This window comes from Paracoccus salipaludis, from assembly GCF_002287065.1.
GTDB classification, from domain to species: domain Bacteria; phylum Pseudomonadota; class Alphaproteobacteria; order Rhodobacterales; family Rhodobacteraceae; genus Paracoccus; species Paracoccus salipaludis.
In genome coordinates, this window is the sequence record NZ_NSJZ01000004.1 from 241,504 (window position 1) to 259,082 (window position 17,579).

17 protein-coding genes and 1 pseudogene are annotated in these 17,579 nt (G+C 68.9%); 9 read left to right on the plus strand and 9 right to left on the minus strand.

What is annotated here, in order from left to right; all coding sequences use genetic code 11:
* Positions 1-16: 16 nt before the first annotated feature.
* From pheS to CK240_RS07500, 3 genes are all read right to left on the minus strand, one after another.
* A complete protein-coding gene (gene pheS / locus CK240_RS07490; RefSeq protein ID WP_095639704.1) occupies positions 17-1,099 on the minus strand; it encodes a phenylalanine--tRNA ligase subunit alpha in 1,083 nt (360 codons plus the stop codon).
* Between the two features lie 53 nt (positions 1,100-1,152).
* Positions 1,153-2,499, minus strand: coding sequence for a cytochrome P450 (locus CK240_RS07495; RefSeq protein WP_095639705.1), 1,347 nt, complete (start codon positions 2,497-2,499; stop codon positions 1,153-1,155).
* A gap of 402 nt (positions 2,500-2,901) precedes the next feature.
* Positions 2,902-3,195, minus strand: coding sequence for a hypothetical protein (locus tag CK240_RS07500; protein WP_135058807.1), 294 nt, complete (start codon positions 3,193-3,195; stop codon positions 2,902-2,904).
* Between the two features lie 65 nt (positions 3,196-3,260).
* Here CK240_RS07500 and CK240_RS07505 point away from each other — a divergent pair, with 65 nt between their 5' ends.
* The 6 genes and pseudogenes from CK240_RS07505 (at position 3,261) to CK240_RS07520 (ending at position 9,167) form a co-directional block, all read left to right on the plus strand.
* Complete coding sequence (locus tag CK240_RS07505; RefSeq protein ID WP_095639707.1) at positions 3,261-4,286, plus strand: chemotaxis protein CheB; 1,026 nt, start codon at positions 3,261-3,263, stop codon at positions 4,284-4,286.
* Between the two features lie 113 nt (positions 4,287-4,399).
* A pseudogene (locus tag CK240_RS19180) lies at positions 4,400-5,191 on the plus strand (chemotaxis protein CheB); the annotation flags it as partial.
* Positions 5,192-5,245: 54 nt separating this feature from the next.
* On the plus strand, positions 5,246-6,289 hold the full coding sequence (locus tag CK240_RS18930; protein WP_276304170.1) for a CheR family methyltransferase: 1,044 nt from the start codon (positions 5,246-5,248) through the stop codon (positions 6,287-6,289).
* Positions 6,270-7,283 (plus strand): PAS domain-containing protein, encoded by a 1,014-nt coding sequence (locus CK240_RS18935; protein WP_205957778.1) that lies wholly within the window; start codon positions 6,270-6,272, stop codon positions 7,281-7,283. The genes CK240_RS18930 and CK240_RS18935 overlap by 20 nt, the downstream gene beginning before the upstream one ends.
* Complete coding sequence (locus CK240_RS07515; RefSeq protein ID WP_095639708.1) at positions 7,214-8,914, plus strand: sensor histidine kinase; 1,701 nt, start codon at positions 7,214-7,216, stop codon at positions 8,912-8,914. The genes CK240_RS18935 and CK240_RS07515 overlap by 70 nt, the downstream gene beginning before the upstream one ends.
* The gene (locus tag CK240_RS07520) at positions 8,907-9,167 is read left to right on the plus strand and encodes a response regulator (protein ID WP_167649986.1); all 261 of its coding nucleotides are present in this window, start codon (positions 8,907-8,909) and stop codon (positions 9,165-9,167) included. The genes CK240_RS07515 and CK240_RS07520 overlap by 8 nt, the downstream gene beginning before the upstream one ends.
* Before the next feature lie 96 nt (positions 9,168-9,263).
* On the opposite strand, the gene CK240_RS07525 is transcribed toward CK240_RS07520, so the two are convergent.
* Positions 9,264-9,692 (minus strand): response regulator, encoded by a 429-nt coding sequence (locus tag CK240_RS07525; RefSeq protein WP_095639710.1) that lies wholly within the window; start codon positions 9,690-9,692, stop codon positions 9,264-9,266.
* Between the two features lie 192 nt (positions 9,693-9,884).
* Between CK240_RS07525 and CK240_RS07530 the strand changes: the two genes are divergently transcribed.
* Complete coding sequence (locus CK240_RS07530) at positions 9,885-10,544, plus strand: sensor histidine kinase (RefSeq protein ID WP_167649987.1); 660 nt, start codon at positions 9,885-9,887, stop codon at positions 10,542-10,544.
* 114 nt (positions 10,545-10,658) lie between these two features.
* Positions 10,659-11,426, plus strand: coding sequence for a Crp/Fnr family transcriptional regulator (locus CK240_RS07535; protein ID WP_167649988.1), 768 nt, complete (start codon positions 10,659-10,661; stop codon positions 11,424-11,426).
* 463 nt (positions 11,427-11,889) lie between these two features.
* On the opposite strand, the gene rplT is transcribed toward CK240_RS07535, so the two are convergent.
* The 4 genes from rplT to pyk form a co-directional block, all read right to left on the minus strand.
* Entirely contained in the window at positions 11,890-12,273 is a 384-nt protein-coding gene (gene rplT / locus CK240_RS07540; protein ID WP_095639713.1) for a 50S ribosomal protein L20, read from the minus strand.
* A 13-nt stretch (positions 12,274-12,286) separates the two neighbouring features.
* Positions 12,287-12,487, minus strand: coding sequence for a 50S ribosomal protein L35 (gene rpmI, locus CK240_RS07545; protein WP_095639714.1), 201 nt, complete (start codon positions 12,485-12,487; stop codon positions 12,287-12,289).
* Between the two features lie 118 nt (positions 12,488-12,605).
* Positions 12,606-12,830, minus strand: coding sequence for a hypothetical protein (locus CK240_RS07550; RefSeq protein ID WP_095639715.1), 225 nt, complete (start codon positions 12,828-12,830; stop codon positions 12,606-12,608).
* Positions 12,831-12,865: 35 nt separating this feature from the next.
* Positions 12,866-14,314: a pyruvate kinase gene (gene pyk, locus CK240_RS07555; RefSeq protein WP_095639716.1), complete on the minus strand. Its 1,449-nt coding sequence runs from the start codon at positions 14,312-14,314 to the stop codon at positions 12,866-12,868.
* Positions 14,315-14,435: 121 nt separating this feature from the next.
* Here pyk and CK240_RS07560 point away from each other — a divergent pair, with 121 nt between their 5' ends.
* Positions 14,436-15,200, plus strand: a complete 765-nt coding sequence (locus CK240_RS07560) for an N-formylglutamate amidohydrolase (protein WP_167649989.1) — start codon at positions 14,436-14,438, stop codon at positions 15,198-15,200.
* Positions 15,201-15,326: 126 nt separating this feature from the next.
* Here CK240_RS07560 and CK240_RS07565 read toward each other — a convergent pair whose 3' ends face one another.
* Positions 15,327-17,522 (minus strand): primosomal protein N', encoded by a 2,196-nt coding sequence (locus tag CK240_RS07565; RefSeq protein ID WP_095639717.1) that lies wholly within the window; start codon positions 17,520-17,522, stop codon positions 15,327-15,329.
* Positions 17,523-17,579: the final 57 nt, after the last annotated feature.

A 17,579-nucleotide genomic window follows, 5' to 3' on the forward strand; every position in this document is an offset into this window, starting at 1 on the left:
AGCAACACACCTTTCATTATCGCGATAGTCCGCCGCTGACACTCGGCACATCCCCCGCCGCAAACCCGTAGTGCCGCAGCCAGCGCAAGTCGCTCTCGAAGAACGCCCGCAGGTCGGGGATGCCATATTTCAGCATGGCGATCCGGTCGATACCCATGCCGAAGGCGAAGCCCTGCCACTCGGCGGGATCGATCCCCCCGGCCTGCAGCACCTTGGGATGGACCATGCCCGAGCCGAGGATCTCCAGCCAGCTTTCCCCCTGCCCGATCTTCAGCTGGCCGCCGGACCAGTCGCAGCGGATGTCCACCTCGGCCGAGGGCTCGGTGAAGGGGAAATGCGAGGCGCGGAAGCGCAGCTCGACCTCGTCCACCTCGAAGAAGGCGCGGCAGAATTCCTCGAGCGTCCATTTCAGGTTGGCCATCGAGATGTCGCGGCCGATCGCCAGCCCCTCGACCTGGTGGAACATCGGCGTGTGGGTCTGGTCCATGTCCATGCGATAAACGCGGCCCGGCGCGATCACGCGGATGGGCGCGCCCTGCGCCTGCATGGCGCGGATCTGGACGGGCGAGGTGTGGGTGCGCAGGACATGGGGCGGGCGGTCGTCGCCTGCCGCGCGGGCCATGAAGAAGGTGTCGTGTTCCTGCCGCGCGGGGTGTTCGGGCGGGATGTTCAGGGCGTCGAAGTTGTACCAGTCGGATTCGACCTGCGGCCCCTCGGCCACGGCGAACCCCATGTCGGCGAAGATGGCCGTCACCTCGTCCATGACCTGGGACACGGGGTGGATCGTGCCCTGCGGACGGGGGCGGCCGGGCAGCGTGACGTCCAGCCACTCCCCTGCAAGCCGCGCGTCCAGCGCCGCGTCCTCAAGCGCCAGCTTGCGGGCGCGCAGGGCCGCGTCGATCTCGTCCTTGACGCGGTTCAGGGCCGCGCCGGTGGTCTGCCGCTCCTCGGGGGTCATGCGGCCCAGTTCGCGCATCATCAGCGCGATCTCGCCCTTCTTGCCGAGGGCCGCCAGGCGGACCTCCTCCAGCGCGGGGGCGTCGGCCGCCTGGGCGACGCGGCCAAGCCAGGTGGAACGCAAGCTGTCGGGATCGGTCATGGGCGGCCTCGCGGGAATTGCGGGCCGGACCTAGCACGGGGGCCGCGCGGTTTCTAGCGCGGCGTGGCCCGCAGCCAGACGCCGCCTTCGGGCCGCAGCGTCAGGATCATCCGGGGCACCGGCACCCGGCCGGGAACCAGCGCGAAGTCGAAGCGGGCCAGCAGCGTGGCGAGGATGATCGCGGCCTCCTGCAGGGCAAAGCTGGCGCCGATGCAGATGCGGGGACCGCCGCCGAAGGGCAGGAAGGAAAAGCGGTCGCGTTCCACGCCGGGGGCGAAGCGCTCGGGGTCGAAGGCGTCGGGGTTCTCCCACAGCAGGTGGTGACGGTGCAGCGCATAGATCGGCAGCATGACGGTGTCGCCGGGTTCGATCCGCCGCCCGCCCAGGCTGTCGGCGCGGCGGGCCGTGCGCGAGATGAAGGCGGCCGGCGGGTAAAGCCGCAGGGATTCCTGCACGACCTGCTGGACGTATGGCAGGCGCGGCAGTTCGGCGGCGGTGATGCGGGGGCCCGCCGCCTGCGCCTCGGCCGCGGCGCGAGCCTGCACGGCGGGATCGAAGGCGCAAAGGTAAAGCGCCCAGGACAGCGTCAGCGCCGTCGTCTCGTGCCCCGCCACGATGAAGGTCAGCAGGTTGTCGCGCAGTTCCGAGGCGTTCATGGACCGCCCCGTTTCCGGGTCCACGCCCGAGCGCAGCAGGTCCAGCAGGTCCGGCGGCACCCGGGGCCCGCGCCGCGCACGTTCCGCGATGGCCCGGTCGGCGAGCTTCTTCGTTTCCCGCAGCCCCTGCCCCGAGAAGATGCGGCCCGGGCGCGGCACCCAGGGCGGCGCCCCCAGCACGTCCAGCACCGACACCCGCGCGGTCGAGGCGATATAGCCGTTGATCGCGTGGTGGACGGCATCGCGGTCAAATCCCTCGTCGCCGGAAAATGTCACGTCGCTGATGACGTCGAAGGTCGCGGCGACCATCTCGGCATAGGCGTCGAAGGGCTGGGCGGCGGCGGCGATGCGCGCGGCCGAGGCCTCGGCGGCGGCGGTCATGACCGGGGCCAGCGCCTCGACGTTGCGGGCGGCAAAGGCGGGGGTGGCGGCCAGCCGCTGCCAGCGCCACTGCGCGCCTTCGGCGATGAACAGGCTGTCGCCGATGGCGGGCTCCAGCAGCAGCTTGGTGACGGTGGACTTGGGGTAATCCTCGACCCGGTCCTTCAGCACGCGCCGCAGCGCGCCCGGGTCCATGACCATGTGCCAGCGGATGCCCAGGCGCCCCGAGACCATCGGCTGGCGCAGCGCGATTTCCGGAATCAGTTCCAGCACGTTGCGCCGCGCCGTCAGCGCCGAGCCGACGATTCCAAGCGGGCGCGAGGCAAGGGGCACACGGGGCGGCAGGAGGTTGACGCTGTCCATGCCTTTCCAATTCCCGAACCGCAGCGTAGTTGCAGGCGCGCATCGGCCGTCACGCCGGCGTGATGGCCCCTTGGGGCCAGAGGCTCGCGCACGATTGCGTCACCGCCGCGATCAACCCTTCCGGGGGATCACGCGCTGACGGCGGCGACCGACCTGCGTGCCGCCCCCGGGGCTGTCAGGGATCGTTCCTTGACAGCGGTCCCCTGGGCCAGGGGAAATCCAGCACATGGCCAGGGTCCCCTGCCTCTGACCGGACGCAGTCGCAGGTGGCAGCGAATGGCCGGAGAAAAGCGCCGACACCGCCGCTCGCCGATGATCCGGCAAACGCGGTCGCCGGAACATGAACGTCGTCCGGCCCCATGGCACGAGCGATGTGATGCACGTCCCGCACAGGTCGCAGGCTCAGGTCTCCAGGCTGGCGATCGTGCGGAGAATCTGGTCCCGGTGCGCCTTCCATACCAGCAGAGTTTCCCGGAGCACCCGCAGCAGGGCTTCAGCCTCGGCCGTATTCTGACCCTGTGACCGCATGAGCGCCATCAGTTCCTCCTGCCGGAAGACCCGGTCCTCGCCTTCGATGACGTCGCGCTCGGCCAAGGCAAGATGGGCACGTTCCATCGCAAGATCCGGCATGGTTCCTTCCCCCATGAGGTGGACGCCGCCCTGGCAAAGCGGCGTTCCCTGCGCTGACAGGCCCATGACAAGGGAACACGCCATCACCGGATGCAGTTTCCTCTGAGTGGAATGAACAGATGGAGCGATGCATGGACGAGCGCGACATCATCGTGATTGGCGGCTCGTCGGGTGCGACCGCACCCCTCAAGGCGATCCTGGGCGGCCTGCCCCGGGATCTGCCCGCCGCCGTCTTCGTGGTCCTGCATATCCCGGCGCGCAGCATCGGCATCCTGGCCACTGTCCCTCAGGCCGCCAGCAATCTGCCGGTGCAGCCCGCAGAGGACGGAATGGAGATCCGGCCCGGCCACGTCTATCTGGGCGTGCCGGATCGCCACCTGCTGCTGGCCGATGGCCGTATCCGCCTGGGCCGGGGCCCGCGCGAGAACATGGCGCGCCCGGCCATCGATCCGCTGTTCCGATCGGCCGCGATCGCCTATGGCCCGCGGGTGGTGGGCGTGCTGCTCAGCGGGCTGTTGAATGACGGCGCCTCGGGACTGTCGGCGATCAAGCGTTGCGGCGGTCTGGCGCTGGTTCAGGACCCGCAGGACGCCATTGCCGACGAGATGCCGCTGGCGGGCCTTCGCGCCGTGTCCGCCGACCTGGTGGCGCCGGGCGAACGCATCGGCGACGTGCTGGCCGACCTGGCGCGCGAAGCTGCCGGGCCCCGCGTGCCCATCCCGCCCGAGATCCGGCTGGAAGTGGACATCGCCGCGGGCGAGCGCGTCGACAGCGAGGTTCTCGGCCGCATCGCCGATCCCGCGCCGCTCATCTGCCCGGACTGCGGCGGCGTCATGTCGCAACTGCGCGAGCCCGGCCCCCTGCGCTTCCGCTGTCAGGTCGGACATGCCAAGACCGCCGAGGTCCTGGCCTACGAGCAGGAAAGGTCCGTGGACGAGGCGCTGCGCGTGGCGCTGCGGATCATCGAGGAACGGGCCGAGCTGGTGTCCCGCATGGCCGAGGACGGCCGCATCGCCGGTCGCCGCGCCGTGGCCGAGATGTATGAGGAACGCGCCCGGGAATACCGCCGTTATGGCGACACGATCCGGCGCGCGGTGCTGAATTCGATGCGCCCTCCCGAGCCGTCGGGCGACGAAGGGGGGCAGGATCAGGCTTGAAGGAACCGCCTGCCGATGACAGATGATTGCACGTCCCGCCGCCCGGAGACCTAGGGCCGTCCTGCCAGGAAGGGGCATGTTTCGCGATGACGGATGCGAAAGGCCGGGTAGAGATGTCCAAGGATACGGTTTCCGACCGGGGCGAGCCTGCGCAGGTCATCGCGGCGATCACGGCCTCGGCAGCAAAAGCCGCCTCGTTCCAGGAACTGCTGCGGCGGCTGCCGCCCCAGCCCGAGGCCGCCCTTGTCCTCGTCCTGCAGCACATGGAAGCCTTCGACGAGGGCGGTTTCCGTCAGGCCGCCTCCGAGGGCGGGCACGATCCCGTCCTGATCGCCAACGGGATGCCGGTCGAGGCCGGCCGGCTTTACGTCAATCCGCCCGACATGATCGTGACCGTCGAAGGTGGCCGCTTCGCGGCCCAGCCCACCGACTAGGCCCCGGCATCGCAGGGCGTCATCGACAGCTTCCTGGTGTCGCTGGCCCGCGATCAGGGCGACCGGGCGATCGGCGTCGCGCTGGACGGCACGGATGGCGAGGGCACCCTGGGCGCGCGCGAGCTGAAGGCCGCGGGCGGGCTGGTGCTGGCCGAATGCGTGCCGGAGAACCTTGCCCACAGCGACGCCGCGGCCGCACTGGCCGATGCCGTCCTTCCCGTGGACGAGGTCCCGGACCGCCTCGTGTCGCTGATCGAACAGGCTGCGCGGGGCCTCAGCAGGACCGAGGCACCGGCCAGCGAGGACATTCAGGCCGCCGGCACGGTCGAGGCGCTGAACGCGATCGCCGGGCTGCTGTGCCAGAAGACCGGCCACGACTTCCACGGCTACAAGCGCGGCACCTTCCTGCGCCGCGTCCAGCGCCGGATGCAGGCGCTGCTGATCGACGAGCTGCCCGCCTATATCGAACTGCTCCGCACCTCCGCCGACGAGGCGCAGAACCTGTTCAACGATCTTCTGATCGGCGTGACCGAATTCTTCCGCGACGGAAAGGAATGGGCCATCCTCGAACAGGACGTGATCCCGCACCTGTTCAAGGGCAAGCACCGGCGCGAGCCGCTGCGGGTCTGGGTCGTCGGTTGCTCGACCGGCGAGGAGGCCTATTCCCTGGCGATCCTGCTGGCCGAACATCGCGCCAAGGTGGAAGAGCCACCCCCGATCCAGATCTTCGCTTCGGACCTGGACGGGCAGGCGCTGGCGGCGGGGCGGGCCGGCCGATATTCCGACAGCATCGCCAGGCAGATGACGCCCGAGCGGCTGGCACGATGGTTCGTCAAGGAAGGCGACACCTATTGCGTGGTCAAGGAACTGCGCGAGATGTGCATCTTCTCCCAGCACAGCCTGATCAAGGACGCGCCCTTCTCGCGGCTCGACCTCGTTTCCTGCCGGAACCTGCTGATCTACCTGGACGCGGAACTGCAGGAGAAGGTGATCCCGCTGTTCCACTTTGCCCTGCGCCCCGGCGGCTTCCTGTTCTTGGGTAATTCCGAGAACGCCTCGCGCCACCAGAACCTGTTCGTGCCCGTCGAGCCGCGCTCGCGCATCTTCCGGCGGCTGGATACGGCAACGCGCGTCTTCCCCGACTTCCCCTTCACCTCGGTGGACCGGCCCCGGATCGCCCGCAGCGCGGGTCACGGCGCGTCCATGATCCAGCCCACCGCCGCGCGCGATCTGACCCGCTGGGCCGAGCATGCGATGGAGCGGCACAACCCCGCCTTTGTCGTCATCGACGAGGGCCACAACGTGCTGCATTTCTCGGGGCCGATGGGGCGCTTTCTCGCGCCCGCCAGCGGGGCGGCCTCGCTGAACCTGCTGCAGCTCGTCCATCCGGCCCTGCGGGCGGAATTGCGGAATGCCCTCAGCCGCGCGGCGGTCGAGGAGCATAGCGTCGAGCTGCCGGGACGGGAGCTTGGAACCAACGGCCAGCGCCTGCGGGTGAACCTGATCATCGAGCCGCGCCTGGCCGTGTCCGACAGGCAGCCGGGCTTCCTTGTCGTCTTCAAGGACTGAGACGCCCTGCCCGATCACGACATGCTCGGGGACACAGTCCCCGACCGGCGACGAGCACCTGCGCCGGCTGGAGGAAGAACTGCGCCTGACCCGCGACCGCCTGCAGGCCACCATCGAGGAACTGGAAAGCACCAACGAGGAGCTGAAGTCCTCGAACGAGGAATACCAGTCGCTGAACGAGGAGCTGCAAAGCGCCAACGAGGAGCTGGAAACCTCGAAGGAGGAGCTTCAGTCCGTCAACGAGGAGCTGACCACCGTCAACGGCGAGCTGGCCCACCGGGTGCAGGAACTGGCGCGGGCGAACAGCGACCTCAAGAACTTCCTCGAATCCACCCAGATCGCCACGCTGTTCCTGGACAGCGAACTGAAGGTGACGAACTTCACCCCTGCCATCGTCGATATCTTCCACCTGGTCGAATCCGACGAGGGTCGTCCCATCGAACACATCAAGGCCCGCGTCGCGCATGACGGCCTGGCCGAAGACGCGCGCCGCGTGCTGCGCACCCTGGCGCCTGTCGAGCGCGAGGTGGACAATCCCGAGACGCAGGCCCGCTACATCGCCCGCATCCTGCCCTATCGCAGCACCGACAACTTCATCGCGGGCGTGGTCATCACCTTTGTCGATGTCACCGCCCGGCGCGAGGCCGAGGAACGGCTGCGCCGCAGCGAGGAGCGGTTCCGCGCCATCGTGGAAACCGCGCGCGACTATGCCATCTTCACCACCGACACGGCAGGCAGGATCGAGACCTGGCCGGCCGGGGCCGAGCAGGTCTTCGGCTGGAGCGAGGACGAGGCAACCGGCCGACCGGTGGACATCACCTTCACGCCCGAGGACCGCGAGAAGGGGGTGCCTGGCAAGAGCGCCAGACCGCCCTGGACGACGGTCTGGCGGCCGATGTGCGCTGGCACCTGCGCAAGGATGGCATGCGCGTCTTCATCAACGGCACGACCCGGCCCCTGCCGGGGCCGGATGGCCGGCAGACGGGCTTCCTGAAGATCGGCCAGGACGTGACCGGCCAGCGGGCAACAGAGGCCGCGCTGCGCGCCAGCGAGGCTCGGCAAGCCTTCCTGCTGAGGCTGTCGGACGCCCTGAGGCCGCTGACCGATCCGGCTGCGATCCAGGGCACGGCGTCGCGGATCCTGGCCGAGCACATGGACGTGGACCGCGCCTATTACGTCGAGGTGGACGAGAAGGCCGGAACTGCCAGGGTCGGGCGCGATCACGTCCGGGATGGCGCGCCGTCGCTGGCGGGCGAGCACCAGATCGCGGACTTCGCCTGGTCGGTCGAGATCCTGCGCCGCGGCGAGTGCCACGCGATCGCGGACACCGGCATCTCGCCCCTGGTGCCCGCGACCGGGCGGCCCGCCTCGGCCGCGCTGGACATCATCGCCTGGGCGGGCGCGCCGCTCATCAAGGAAGGGCGGCTGGTGAGTGCGCTCTGCGTCGCCGCTGCCGAGCCGCGCGACTGGACCGCGGAGGAGATGACGACGCTGCGCGAGACAGCCGAGCGCGTCTGGGCCGCGGTCGAGCAGGCCCGGGCCGAGACCCGGCTGCGCGAAACCGAGGCCCGCCTGACCGCCTTCGGCGAGGCCTCCCTGGACGTGCTGTGGATCAGGAACGCCGAAACGCTCAACTTCGAGTATGTCAGCCCGGCGTTCGAGCGGATCTACGGCATCGGGCGCGACGAGGTGCTGCAGGGCGACACCCTGCGCAACTGGCTGGACAGGATCCTGCCCGAGGACCGGGAACGCGCCTGCGAGGCCATGGAGCGCGTCCGTCAAGGAGAGCGGCATCCCTTCGAGTACCGCATCACCTGTCCCCGGATCGGGCAGGTCCGCCTGCTGCGCGACACCGGCTTTCCCATCCGCGACCCGGGCGGCCGGGTGCTGTGGATCGCGGGCGTCGGCCATGACGCCACCGACGAGGCCGCCTCGGCCAAGCAGCTGAAGGTGCTGGTGGCCGAACTGCAGCACCGTACCCGCAATCTGCTTGGCGTGGTCCGCTCCGTCATGGAACGGACAGTGCACAGCAGCACCTCGCTGAACGATTTCAACGAGCGTATCGGTGAACGGCTGGGGGCGCTTGCCCGCGCCAACGGATTGCTGTCGCGCCTGAAGGAGGGCGACCGCATCGACTTCGACGAACTGCTCCGCTCCGAACTCGATGCGCACGGAGCCCTGGACGGCGACCAGGGTCCGCAGATCAGCCTGAGCGGACCCAAAGGGATAAGGCTGAAGTCCTCGACCGTGCAGACGCTGGCGCTTGGGTTGCATGAACTCGCCACCAACGCGCTGAAACACGGCGCACTGTCGCAACCCGACGGGCGGCTGGACATCCGCTGGTCGCTGTTGACGATCCCCGACGGATCGCCCCGGCTGAGAGTGGAATGGCGCGAAAGCGGCGTCCACGTGGCTGTGCCGGAAACCGGTGACGCGGGGAACCCGGCCAGCCCCATGGCACCGCAGGGCTACGGCCGCGAGCTGATCGAGCAGGCGCTGCCTTATCAGCTGGGCGCGGAGGTCGACTACGATCTGGCCTCGAAGGGCGTGCGTTGCACGATCACGATTCCCCTTTCGACCAGCATGAACGAGGCCCTGCCGGCAACACCGCAGATGCATGGCTGATCGGGGCCCACCGACCGGCAATGCCGCAGGCATGGGCGGGCTGCGCGGCCGGCATGTGCCTGTGGTCGAGGACGATTATCTTCTGGCAGGAGAGTTTCGGAACCGGCTTGCAGGGGAAGGCACCCCGGTCCTCGGCCCGGTGCCGCGCGTGGATGCAGCGCTGCATCTGCTGGGCCGCAGCGCGCGGTTGTCGCTGGCGGTCCCGGATATCAATCTGCAGGGAGAACGGTCCGGCGGGTTGCGGACGCACTGATGGCCCGCGACATCCCCTTCGTCCTTGTCACCGGCCATGACGCCGAGGTCATTTCCCGCGCCTATGCGCAGGCTCCCTGCCGAAAAGCCGATCGATCTAGGACAGCTGTCGCGCCTGCTGCTGCCCGCCCTCTCCTGACGGCGCGCTGCACAGGCTTGCCACCGCGGCCAGCAGGCTTTCGATGCGGAAGGGCTTGGTAAGAAACGGCCGCCCCTGGTGCTTTGCAGGCACCAGGTCGACATCATAGCCAGTGGCGAACAGGAAGGGGATTCCGCGTTCGGCCAGCAGATCCGCCACCTCGTAGACCGCGCGACCGCGCAGATTGATGTCCAGCACCGCCACGTCGACCGAGGGTTCCTCTTCCAACGCTTCCAGCGCGGTCTTCAGCGAAGGAAAGGGACCGACCAACCGGGCGCCGGCATTCGCCAGTGCCTGTGCCAGATCCTTGGCCTGAAAGAACTCGTCCTCGACCACCAGGACAGAGCGGCCGCTCAGGGAACCAGGCTGATGTGGGGCGGCAGTCATGGCACTTTCCTCTTCATCACAGGCTTGTGAGCACGGAAGGACGATGGCACCGCCGGCAGCGGATTGCAGCGGGGTCTTCAGCAAAAAATATCATAATGAAGGCCGCCCAGCGATGATTGATTGTCGCTGACACATGGCGGACGATGCTTACGCACGCTGCAGAAGTGATGGAGCGGGATGAGGGCAAGAAGTATGGCCGGACCCGAGCCGCAGACGCAGACGCAGAGCGATGCCGCAGCCCACCTGGGGGAATTGAGCCGCCGTCTTGGCAACAGCTATGCCATGCTGCGCTCGATCATCCGCCGCTCGGCCGAAAGCGCGACCAGCGTCGAAAGCTTTGCCTGGCATCTCGAAGGCCGCCTTGACGTCATCGGTCGGATCATGCTGGCCGCGATGCGCGGACCGGACGTATCGTTCGATCTGTGCCGACTGATCGAGACCGAGTTGAGCGATCAGCACGCAGGCGGCGGGGGCGACACCTGGTCGCTGAATGGCCCGCCTGTGACCATGAACTCCGCTGGCGCCGAGGTGCTGGGGCTGCTGTTCTATGAACTGGTCACCAACTCGATCGAGCATGGCATCCTCGGCGCCGAAGACGTTGGAGAGTTGCAGGTGACCTGGCGGGTCGAACAGGGTGCGGACGGCGAGTTGCTCCACCTCGACTGGATCGAACGCGGGGCGCCGGCAACGTCGGCCCGGGAGGGTTTCGGAAGCATGGTCCTGGAAGGGATGCTGCGTTACCAGCTCGACGCCGAGGCCACGCGTGAGTTCGGCCCGGAAGGCGTGCGGATTTCCCTCTCGGTTCCGATGCGCAGCCTTGTGCAGGACGATGCCGGACCGGCCCTCGCCTGAGCGTGGCGGGCCGCCGCCCGGAACCAGTCGGGGAACGCGGTATTTTCAGGAAACGCCGCATGGACGGGGAAACCGGTCGCACATCGCCCGGTCAAGAGGCTGACCATGACAGGGATGACACTCGCGCAGGCCTGGCCCACCCTGTTCACCCCGCAAGACGCGCAGCTTCTGTCTGGCAAGCAGGACCTGGTTGTGCCGTTCCGGCCGCGCGAGCAGATCCTGCGCTCGGGAAAGGTTGCAGACCGACTGCTCTTCATCTCGCGGGGTTTCGTGGGAAACTATCGGGTCGACCGGTTCGGACGCCGGCAGTTCCTGGCAATCCAGGTGCCGGGCGACTTTGTCGATCTGCCCGGCTTCCTTCTGGGCCACCGCGACATGGACGCCGAAGCTCTGGGTCCGGTCGAGTTGTGCGCCCTGTCGCCGGAACACCTGCAATCGCTGGAAGCCGAGGCACCCGCAGTCGATCGGAAGCTTTGGCGCATCTCCATGATCGACGCCGCGAGCGGTTGGCACTGGATCTTCCGCCTCGGCCGCCTGGGCGGCCGCGCCCGGGTGGCCAGTTTCTTCTGCGATATGCTGGTGCGGCTCTACGCGCGGGGACTCTGCACCTTCGACGGGTTCGACCTGCCCCTGACCCAGACGGACCTGGCCGAGGTGAGCGGAATGACCCCGGTACATGTCAGTCGCATGTTGTCAGAGTTGCGCGAGGAAGGCATCTGCGCCTTCGCGCAGGGCGCCGTGCAGATACTGAACCTGCCCGCACTGTTCCAAACGGGTCAGTATCGCTGGGATCATCTTTATCTCGGCGACGATCTGGACCGGGAGATCGCCGACAAGGCAGGCATGCGCGCCACCCCGAAACGCACGCATGTGGCGCTGTAGACCGACCCGGCTGAACTGCCCGTGCCTCGGCGGAACATTCCGGGCGCCGGCGCAGGTCACAGGGGACGCCGCGCTTGCGAAGCTTTCGCGAGAGCCACGGCGTCGCTGCGCCTGTCTCGATGGCGACGCTGGTGCAGCCCGGTCCTTGGCGCGACAGGACATCGGCGAATGCGTCCGGGTCCGAAGTCATGGACGCGTCGAACACCCGTGCGCCGGCATCGTTCAGAACACGGACATGAGCCTCGGCGAGAGACACATCGAGGCCCACGAACAGGCCAGGGGTATGCCCGGCCATCTTGCCCCTCTCCTTGGTGCGGCAGGTCCATGGCACCGACGATTGGGCCAGAGCGCAGGACCGCAGCTGGTAGGGCGTAGTACGGACCGAAAGATCCGGCGCCGAGGCCCGAAACGCAAGAACCCGCGCCGAGGCGCGGGTTCCCTGCAATTCATCCTGTGGGAAGGATCAGGCCGCGACGGCGACCGGGGTGCCGGCGGCGGCCTTTGCCTGGGCCACGATGGCGTTGAACGCCTCGGGCTCGTGCACGGCCAGATCGGCCAGGACCTTGCGGTCCACCTCGATCCCCGCCTTCGACAGCGCGGCGATGAAGCGCGAATAGGTCATCTCGGCATCGACCGCGCGGACGGCGGCGTTGATGCGCGCGATCCACAGCGCGCGGAAGTTCCGCTTGCGGACCTTGCGGTCGCGGGTGGCGTACTGCTGCGCCTTGTCCACGGCCTGGGTGGCGGTGCGGAAGTTGCGCGAACGGTTGCCGTAATAGCCCTTGGCGGCGTCAAGGACCTTCTTGTGGCGGGCGTGGGTGACCTTGCCGGATTTAACGCGGGACATGGTTCAGATCCTCTCAGCGGTCGTAGGGCATGTATTTCTTGACGATCTTCGCGTCCTGGTCGGACAGGATCATGGTCCCCGTCACGTCCCGGATGAACTTCGTCGAGCGCTTGATCATGCCATGGCGCTTGCCCGCGGGGCCCGCCTTGACGCGGCCGCTTGCCGTCATCGAGAACCGCTTCTTCGCGGCCGACTTGGTCTTCATCTTCGGCATTTTCGTCTCCTTGTCAGAGTGAACGCGCGACTCGGCAATGCCATGGGGCCGGCCACGCGGAGATTGGAAGCGCGCCTGATAACGGCGCGCAGGCAGAATGGCAAGGGAAAGTTGCCGCTTACAGCCGGATCTGGCCCGCCAGAAGACGCTGCCACGCCAGTCCCAGATCCTGCACCCGGAAAGGCGTCGGGTCCATCCAGGCGCCAAGGAACAGGGCCGCCACGCCGACAACGAAGGCAATGGCCGCACCCCGCGGCGGCTCGATCCGGGCCAGCGCGGCGATCGCCAGGATGACCGACACCGCCATCAGCGCGGTGCCCAGAAGGATAAGTACGTCGGACATTGCTTCGAACTCGTGTGGGAAGGCGGACCGCCCCGTCATTCGGGGTCGGTGCTGGATAGCAACAGCTCGTCGCAGGATGCAACGCGAAGAATGTTGGTGGACCCGGCCGTGTTGAAGGGCACCCCCGCAATCACGATGACCTTGCGCGTGCGGTCCGCGAAGTCGAATTCCTGCGCCGCGTTCACGGCGTTCAGCACCGCCTGCTTGAAGCGCTCCAGGATCGGCGTGCCCACGCAATGGGCCCCCCAGACCAGCGCCATGCGCCGCAGGACATGGGGTTCCGAGCTCATGGCGATGATCGGGACCTTGGGGCGTTCCCGCGCGACCAGCCGCACGGTGGTCGAGGACTGGGTATAGGCGCAGATGGCGGCGATGTCGGTCGTTTCGGCGATCTCGCGCGCGGCGACGGCCATGGAATCGGCCACGCTGGTGCGGTTGTCGGTGCCGCGCGAGCCGTCGATGATGATGCGGTAGGTCGGGTCGCTCTCGACCGAGCGGGCCACGCTGTCCATCGTGGTCACCGCCTCGACCGGATATCGGCCCGCCGCCGATTCGGCCGACAGCATGACGGCGTCCGCGCCCTCGTAGATGGCGGTCGCGACGTCGCTGACCTCGGCCCGCGTGGGCATGGGGCTTTCGATCATCGATTCCAGCATCTGCGTCGCCACGATCACGGGCTTGGCCGCCTGCCGGCAGGCGCGGACCAGGCGCTTCTGGATCGGCGGCACCGAATGGACCGGCAGTTCCACCCCCAGGTCGCCGCGGGCCACCATGATCCCGTCCGAGACCTTGAGGATCTCGGCAAAGCATTCGACGGCGGCGGGCTTCTCGATCTTGGACAGGATGGCGGCGCGGCCGCGGGCCAGCCCGCGCGCCTCGGTCACGTCCTCGGGACGCTGGACGAAGGACAGGGCCAGCCAGTCCACCCCCAGCCCGCAGGCGAATTCCAGATCGGCGCGGTCCTTGTCGGACAGGGCCTTCAGCGGCAGCACCGTGTCGGGGACATTGACGCCCTTGCGGTTCGAGATCGTGTCGCCCGCCGTCACCACGCAGTCGGCGAAATCGGGTCCGCAGTGTTCGACGCGCAGACGGATCTTGCCGTCGTTCACCAGCAACCGCGAACCGACCTTCAGCGCCGCGAAGATCTCGGGATGCGGCAGTTGCACCCGCCGTCCGTCGCCCGGCGCGGGGTCGAGATCGAAGCGGAAGCGGTCGCCTTCCTCGAGATCGTGCGCGCCGCTGGCGAAGACGCCCACCCGCAGTTTGGGTCCCTGCAGGTCGGCCAGCACCGCGATGGGGCGGCCCATCTCGGCCTCGACCGCCCGGATGGCGTCATACCGGGCCTTCTGCTCGGCATGGTCGCCATGGCTCATGTTCAGGCGGAAGACGTCGGCGCCCGCCTCGAACAGCGCGCGGATGGTTGCCAGATCGCTGGACGACGGGCCCAGGGTCGCCACGATCTTCACGTTGCGGTGTCGTCTCATCTGCCGGTCCCTTCCCGTCCTCGCGGCGGCCCGCCCGCCATGTTTGCGCTATCGTCTACCTTCCGGGGGCCCCGCGGGCAACTGGCGTGACCGCCCGGCGGGACTTATATCCCGCAGGATCATGAACGCGCATGACACCGATCAGATCGACACCCCGCCCTTCACCATCGAGGGAGAAGACCGCCCCTCGCGCTGGCTCGTCACCTGCGACCATGCCACCAACCGCGTGCCGCCATGGGTCAATGGCGGCGACCTCGGGATTGCGGCGCCCGACATGGCGCGCCACATCGCCTATGACGTGGGCGCGGCGGGCTTGGCGTCTGCACTGGCGCGCAGGCTGGATGCGCCGGTGATCAGGTCGGATTTCTCGCGCCTCGTGATCGACCCGAACCGGGGCGAGGACGATCCGACGCTGCTGATGCGCCTTTACGACGGCACGGTGATCCCGGCGAACCGCCGCGCGGATGGGGCGGAACGGGAACGGCGGCTCGACCGGCTTTACCGCCCTTATCACCGGGAACTGGCGCGCCTGGCCGCCGCCCATCCCGCACGGGCGATCTGCGCGGTCCACAGCTTCACCCCGCAGCTCAAGGGCCGCCCGCTCCGGCCCTGGCTGGTCGGCATCCTGTATTCCCACCGGGACGAGCGCCTCGGCCCCGCGATGGTCCAGGCCTGCCGCGCACGGGGCTGGATCACCGGCGACAATGAGCCCTACAGCGGTCATCTGGACGGCGATTCCATCGACACCCACGCGCTGGCGCATGGCCGTCCGAACCTTCTCATCGAGGTCAGGAACGACCTGATCCGCGACGCCGGCGGGCAGGAACTCTGGGCGGCCAGACTGGCTCCCGTGCTCGAATCCGTGTTGACCGACAGCGGGGCGTAAGGCGGTTTCCGCCCCCCACCCCGGATCAGGAAGACCCCGGCAGGCATCTTCTTCCTGATCCAAATACCCGATCCGGCAGCGCCACCCTGCACAGCGTTGCCCGGCCGGGAACCGCGCTTTCCAGCCTCACAGGAAGCTCTGCGGGTCGATGTCCACCGCAAGCCGCAGGTTCGTGGGCGCCTTGGGCGCTTTCGCCAGCCATGCGGCGATGGCCGATTGCAGGGGCGCCTGGCGTGGCGCGCGGACCAGCATCCGAACGCGATAGCGCGCACGGACCCGGGCGATGGGGGCGGGGGCGGGACCGAACAGCTCGGCCCCGATCTCGTCCAGGGGACCGGCGCGGCGGGCGAGTTCCTGCGCATAGGCCTCGACCACCGGCTGGTCGGGATGGGACAGGATGATGCCGGCCAGGCGCGAGAAGGGCGGCATCCGGGCGGCGTGGCGGGATTCGGCCTCGGCGTTCCAGAAGGCTTCGTCGTCGCCCGACAGGATCGCGCGGATCACCGGATGCTCGGGCTGGTGCGTCTGCAGCAGCGCCACGCCGGGGCGGTCGCCCGCCTGCCGCCCTGCCCGCCCCGCGACCTGCCGCATCAGCTGGAAGGACCGCTCCGCCGCCCGCAGGTCCGCCCCCTGCAGTCCGAGGTCCGCGTCGATCACCCCCACCAAGGTCAGCGCCGGGAAGTTGTGCCCCTTGGCGACGATCTGGGTGCCGATGATGATGTCGGCGTCCCCGGCCGCGATGTTGGCGATCGTTTCCTTCAGCGCCCGCGCCGAGGTGTAAAGGTCCGAGGACAGCACCACCGCCCGCTTGCCCGGAAAGCGCTCGGCCACCTCCTCGCCCAGCCGTTCGACCCCGGGGCCGATGGCGGCGAGCTTCCCCTCGACGCCGCAGGCGGGGCAGGCGACGGGGATCGGCTTCGACGCGCCGCACTGGTGGCAGATCAGCCGCCGCTGAAAGCGATGCTCGACCATCCGCGCGTCGCAGTCGTCGCAGCCGATCTGATGCCCGCAGGCGCGGCAGGTCGTCACCGGCGCATAGCCCCGGCGGTTGAGGAACAGCAGCGACTGCTCGCCGCGCTCCAGCCGCTCCTCGACCGCCCGGCCAAGGGTGGGCGAGATCCAGCGCCCCGAGGGCATCTCCTCCTTCCGCAGGTCGATGGCGGCCATGTCGGGCAGTTCCGCCTCGCCATAGCGGGCGCGCAGGTCCACGCGGCGGTACTTGCCCGTGGCCGCGTTCACCCAGGTCTCGACTGACGGCGTGGCCGAGGCCAGCACCACCTGCGCGCCCTCGATGCTGGCGCGCAGCACGGCCATGTCGCGGGCGCTGTAATGGACCGTCTCGTCCTGCTTGTAGGAACTGTCGTGTTCCTCATCGACCACGATCAGGCCCAGGTCGCGGAAGGGCAGGAACAGCGCCGAGCGGGCGCCCACGACCAGCCCGACCTCTCCCCTGCCCGCCATGTGCCACAGGCGGCGGCGTTCGGTGCGGGTGATGCCGCTGTGCCACTCGCCGGGGCGGGCGCCGAAGCGGGCCTCGACGCGGTCGATGAACTCGGCCGACAGCGCGATCTCGGGCAGAAGGACCAGCGCCTGCCGGCCCATGCGCAGGGTCTCGGCCACGGCTTCCAGGTAGACCTCGGTCTTGCCCGAGCCGGTGACGCCCCGCAGCAGCGTCGTCGCATAGCCGCCGCCGCGCAGGCCCGTCCGCAGCGCCTCGGCCGCCACCGCCTGATCGGGGGCGAGCGGCTTGCCCGGCAGCGAGGGATCGAGCCGGGGATAAGGCGCATCCTTCGGCGCCTCGGTCTCGACCAGCGTGCCGGTGCCGACCAGCCCCTTGATGACCGACGTGCCGACGCCCGCCAGTTGCGCGAGTTCCGAGGGCGCGAAGCCCGCGCCGCCATGTTCGTCGATGACCCACAGGACGGCGGCCCGCGCCTCGGTCATTCGGTCGGGCGCGGGCCCCACGCGATGGACGACGCGGCGGGCGGCAGGCGGCTGGTCCAGGTCGGGCGCGCGCAGGGTCATCCGCAGCATCACCGGCAGGGGCGTCAGGGTATAATCGGCGGCGCGCCCGATGAACTCCAGCATCCCCTCGCCGAAGGGGGCCGCGTCCACCAGCCGGGCCACGGGCCGCAGTTTCGCCGCATCGAAGTCGCCCGTCCCCTTGCCCCAGACGACGCCCAGCACCCGGCGCGGCCCCAGCGGCACCACGACCAGTTGCCCCAGCAGCACGCCCCCCTCGGGCGAGAGGTAGTCGAGCAGGCCCACCGGCTCGGTCGTCAGCACCCCGATGCGGGCGCCCTGGGGGAAATGCGTGGTCATGAACTCCTGCGGGTGGCGGGGCGGGACGTCCCCTACCTAATCATGTCGCCGCCTCCT

Bases quoted from the DNA above. Each gene is read 5' to 3' on its own strand.
- rplT (WP_095639713.1), bottom strand. From the start codon at position 12,273: ATGTCCCGCGTTAAATCCGGCAAGGTCACCCACGCCCGCCACAAGAAG.
- rpmI (WP_095639714.1), bottom strand. From the start codon at position 12,487: ATGCCGAAGATGAAGACCAAGTCGGCCGCGAAGAAGCGGTTCTCGATG.
- CK240_RS07495 (WP_095639705.1), bottom strand. From the start codon at position 2,499: ATGGACAGCGTCAACCTCCTGCCGCCCCGTGTGCCCCTTGCCTCGCGC.
- CK240_RS07560 (WP_167649989.1), top strand. From the start codon at position 14,436: ATGAACGCGCATGACACCGATCAGATCGACACCCCGCCCTTCACCATC.
- CK240_RS07550 (WP_095639715.1), bottom strand. From the start codon at position 12,830: ATGTCCGACGTACTTATCCTTCTGGGCACCGCGCTGATGGCGGTGTCG.
- pyk (WP_095639716.1), bottom strand. From the start codon at position 14,314: ATGAGACGACACCGCAACGTGAAGATCGTGGCGACCCTGGGCCCGTCG.
- CK240_RS07535 (WP_167649988.1), top strand. From the start codon at position 10,659: ATGACACTCGCGCAGGCCTGGCCCACCCTGTTCACCCCGCAAGACGCG.
- CK240_RS07500 (WP_135058807.1), bottom strand. From the start codon at position 3,195: ATGGGCCTGTCAGCGCAGGGAACGCCGCTTTGCCAGGGCGGCGTCCAC.
- CK240_RS07515 (WP_095639708.1), top strand. From the start codon at position 7,214: ATGCGCGTCTTCATCAACGGCACGACCCGGCCCCTGCCGGGGCCGGAT.
- CK240_RS07525 (WP_095639710.1), bottom strand. From the start codon at position 9,692: ATGACTGCCGCCCCACATCAGCCTGGTTCCCTGAGCGGCCGCTCTGTC.
- pheS (WP_095639704.1), bottom strand. From the start codon at position 1,099: ATGACCGATCCCGACAGCTTGCGTTCCACCTGGCTTGGCCGCGTCGCC.
- CK240_RS07565 (WP_095639717.1), bottom strand. From the start codon at position 17,522: ATGACCACGCATTTCCCCCAGGGCGCCCGCATCGGGGTGCTGACGACC.
- CK240_RS07520 (WP_167649986.1), top strand. From the start codon at position 8,907: ATGGCTGATCGGGGCCCACCGACCGGCAATGCCGCAGGCATGGGCGGG.
- CK240_RS07505 (WP_095639707.1), top strand. From the start codon at position 3,261: ATGGACGAGCGCGACATCATCGTGATTGGCGGCTCGTCGGGTGCGACC.
- CK240_RS07530 (WP_167649987.1), top strand. From the start codon at position 9,885: ATGGCCGGACCCGAGCCGCAGACGCAGACGCAGAGCGATGCCGCAGCC.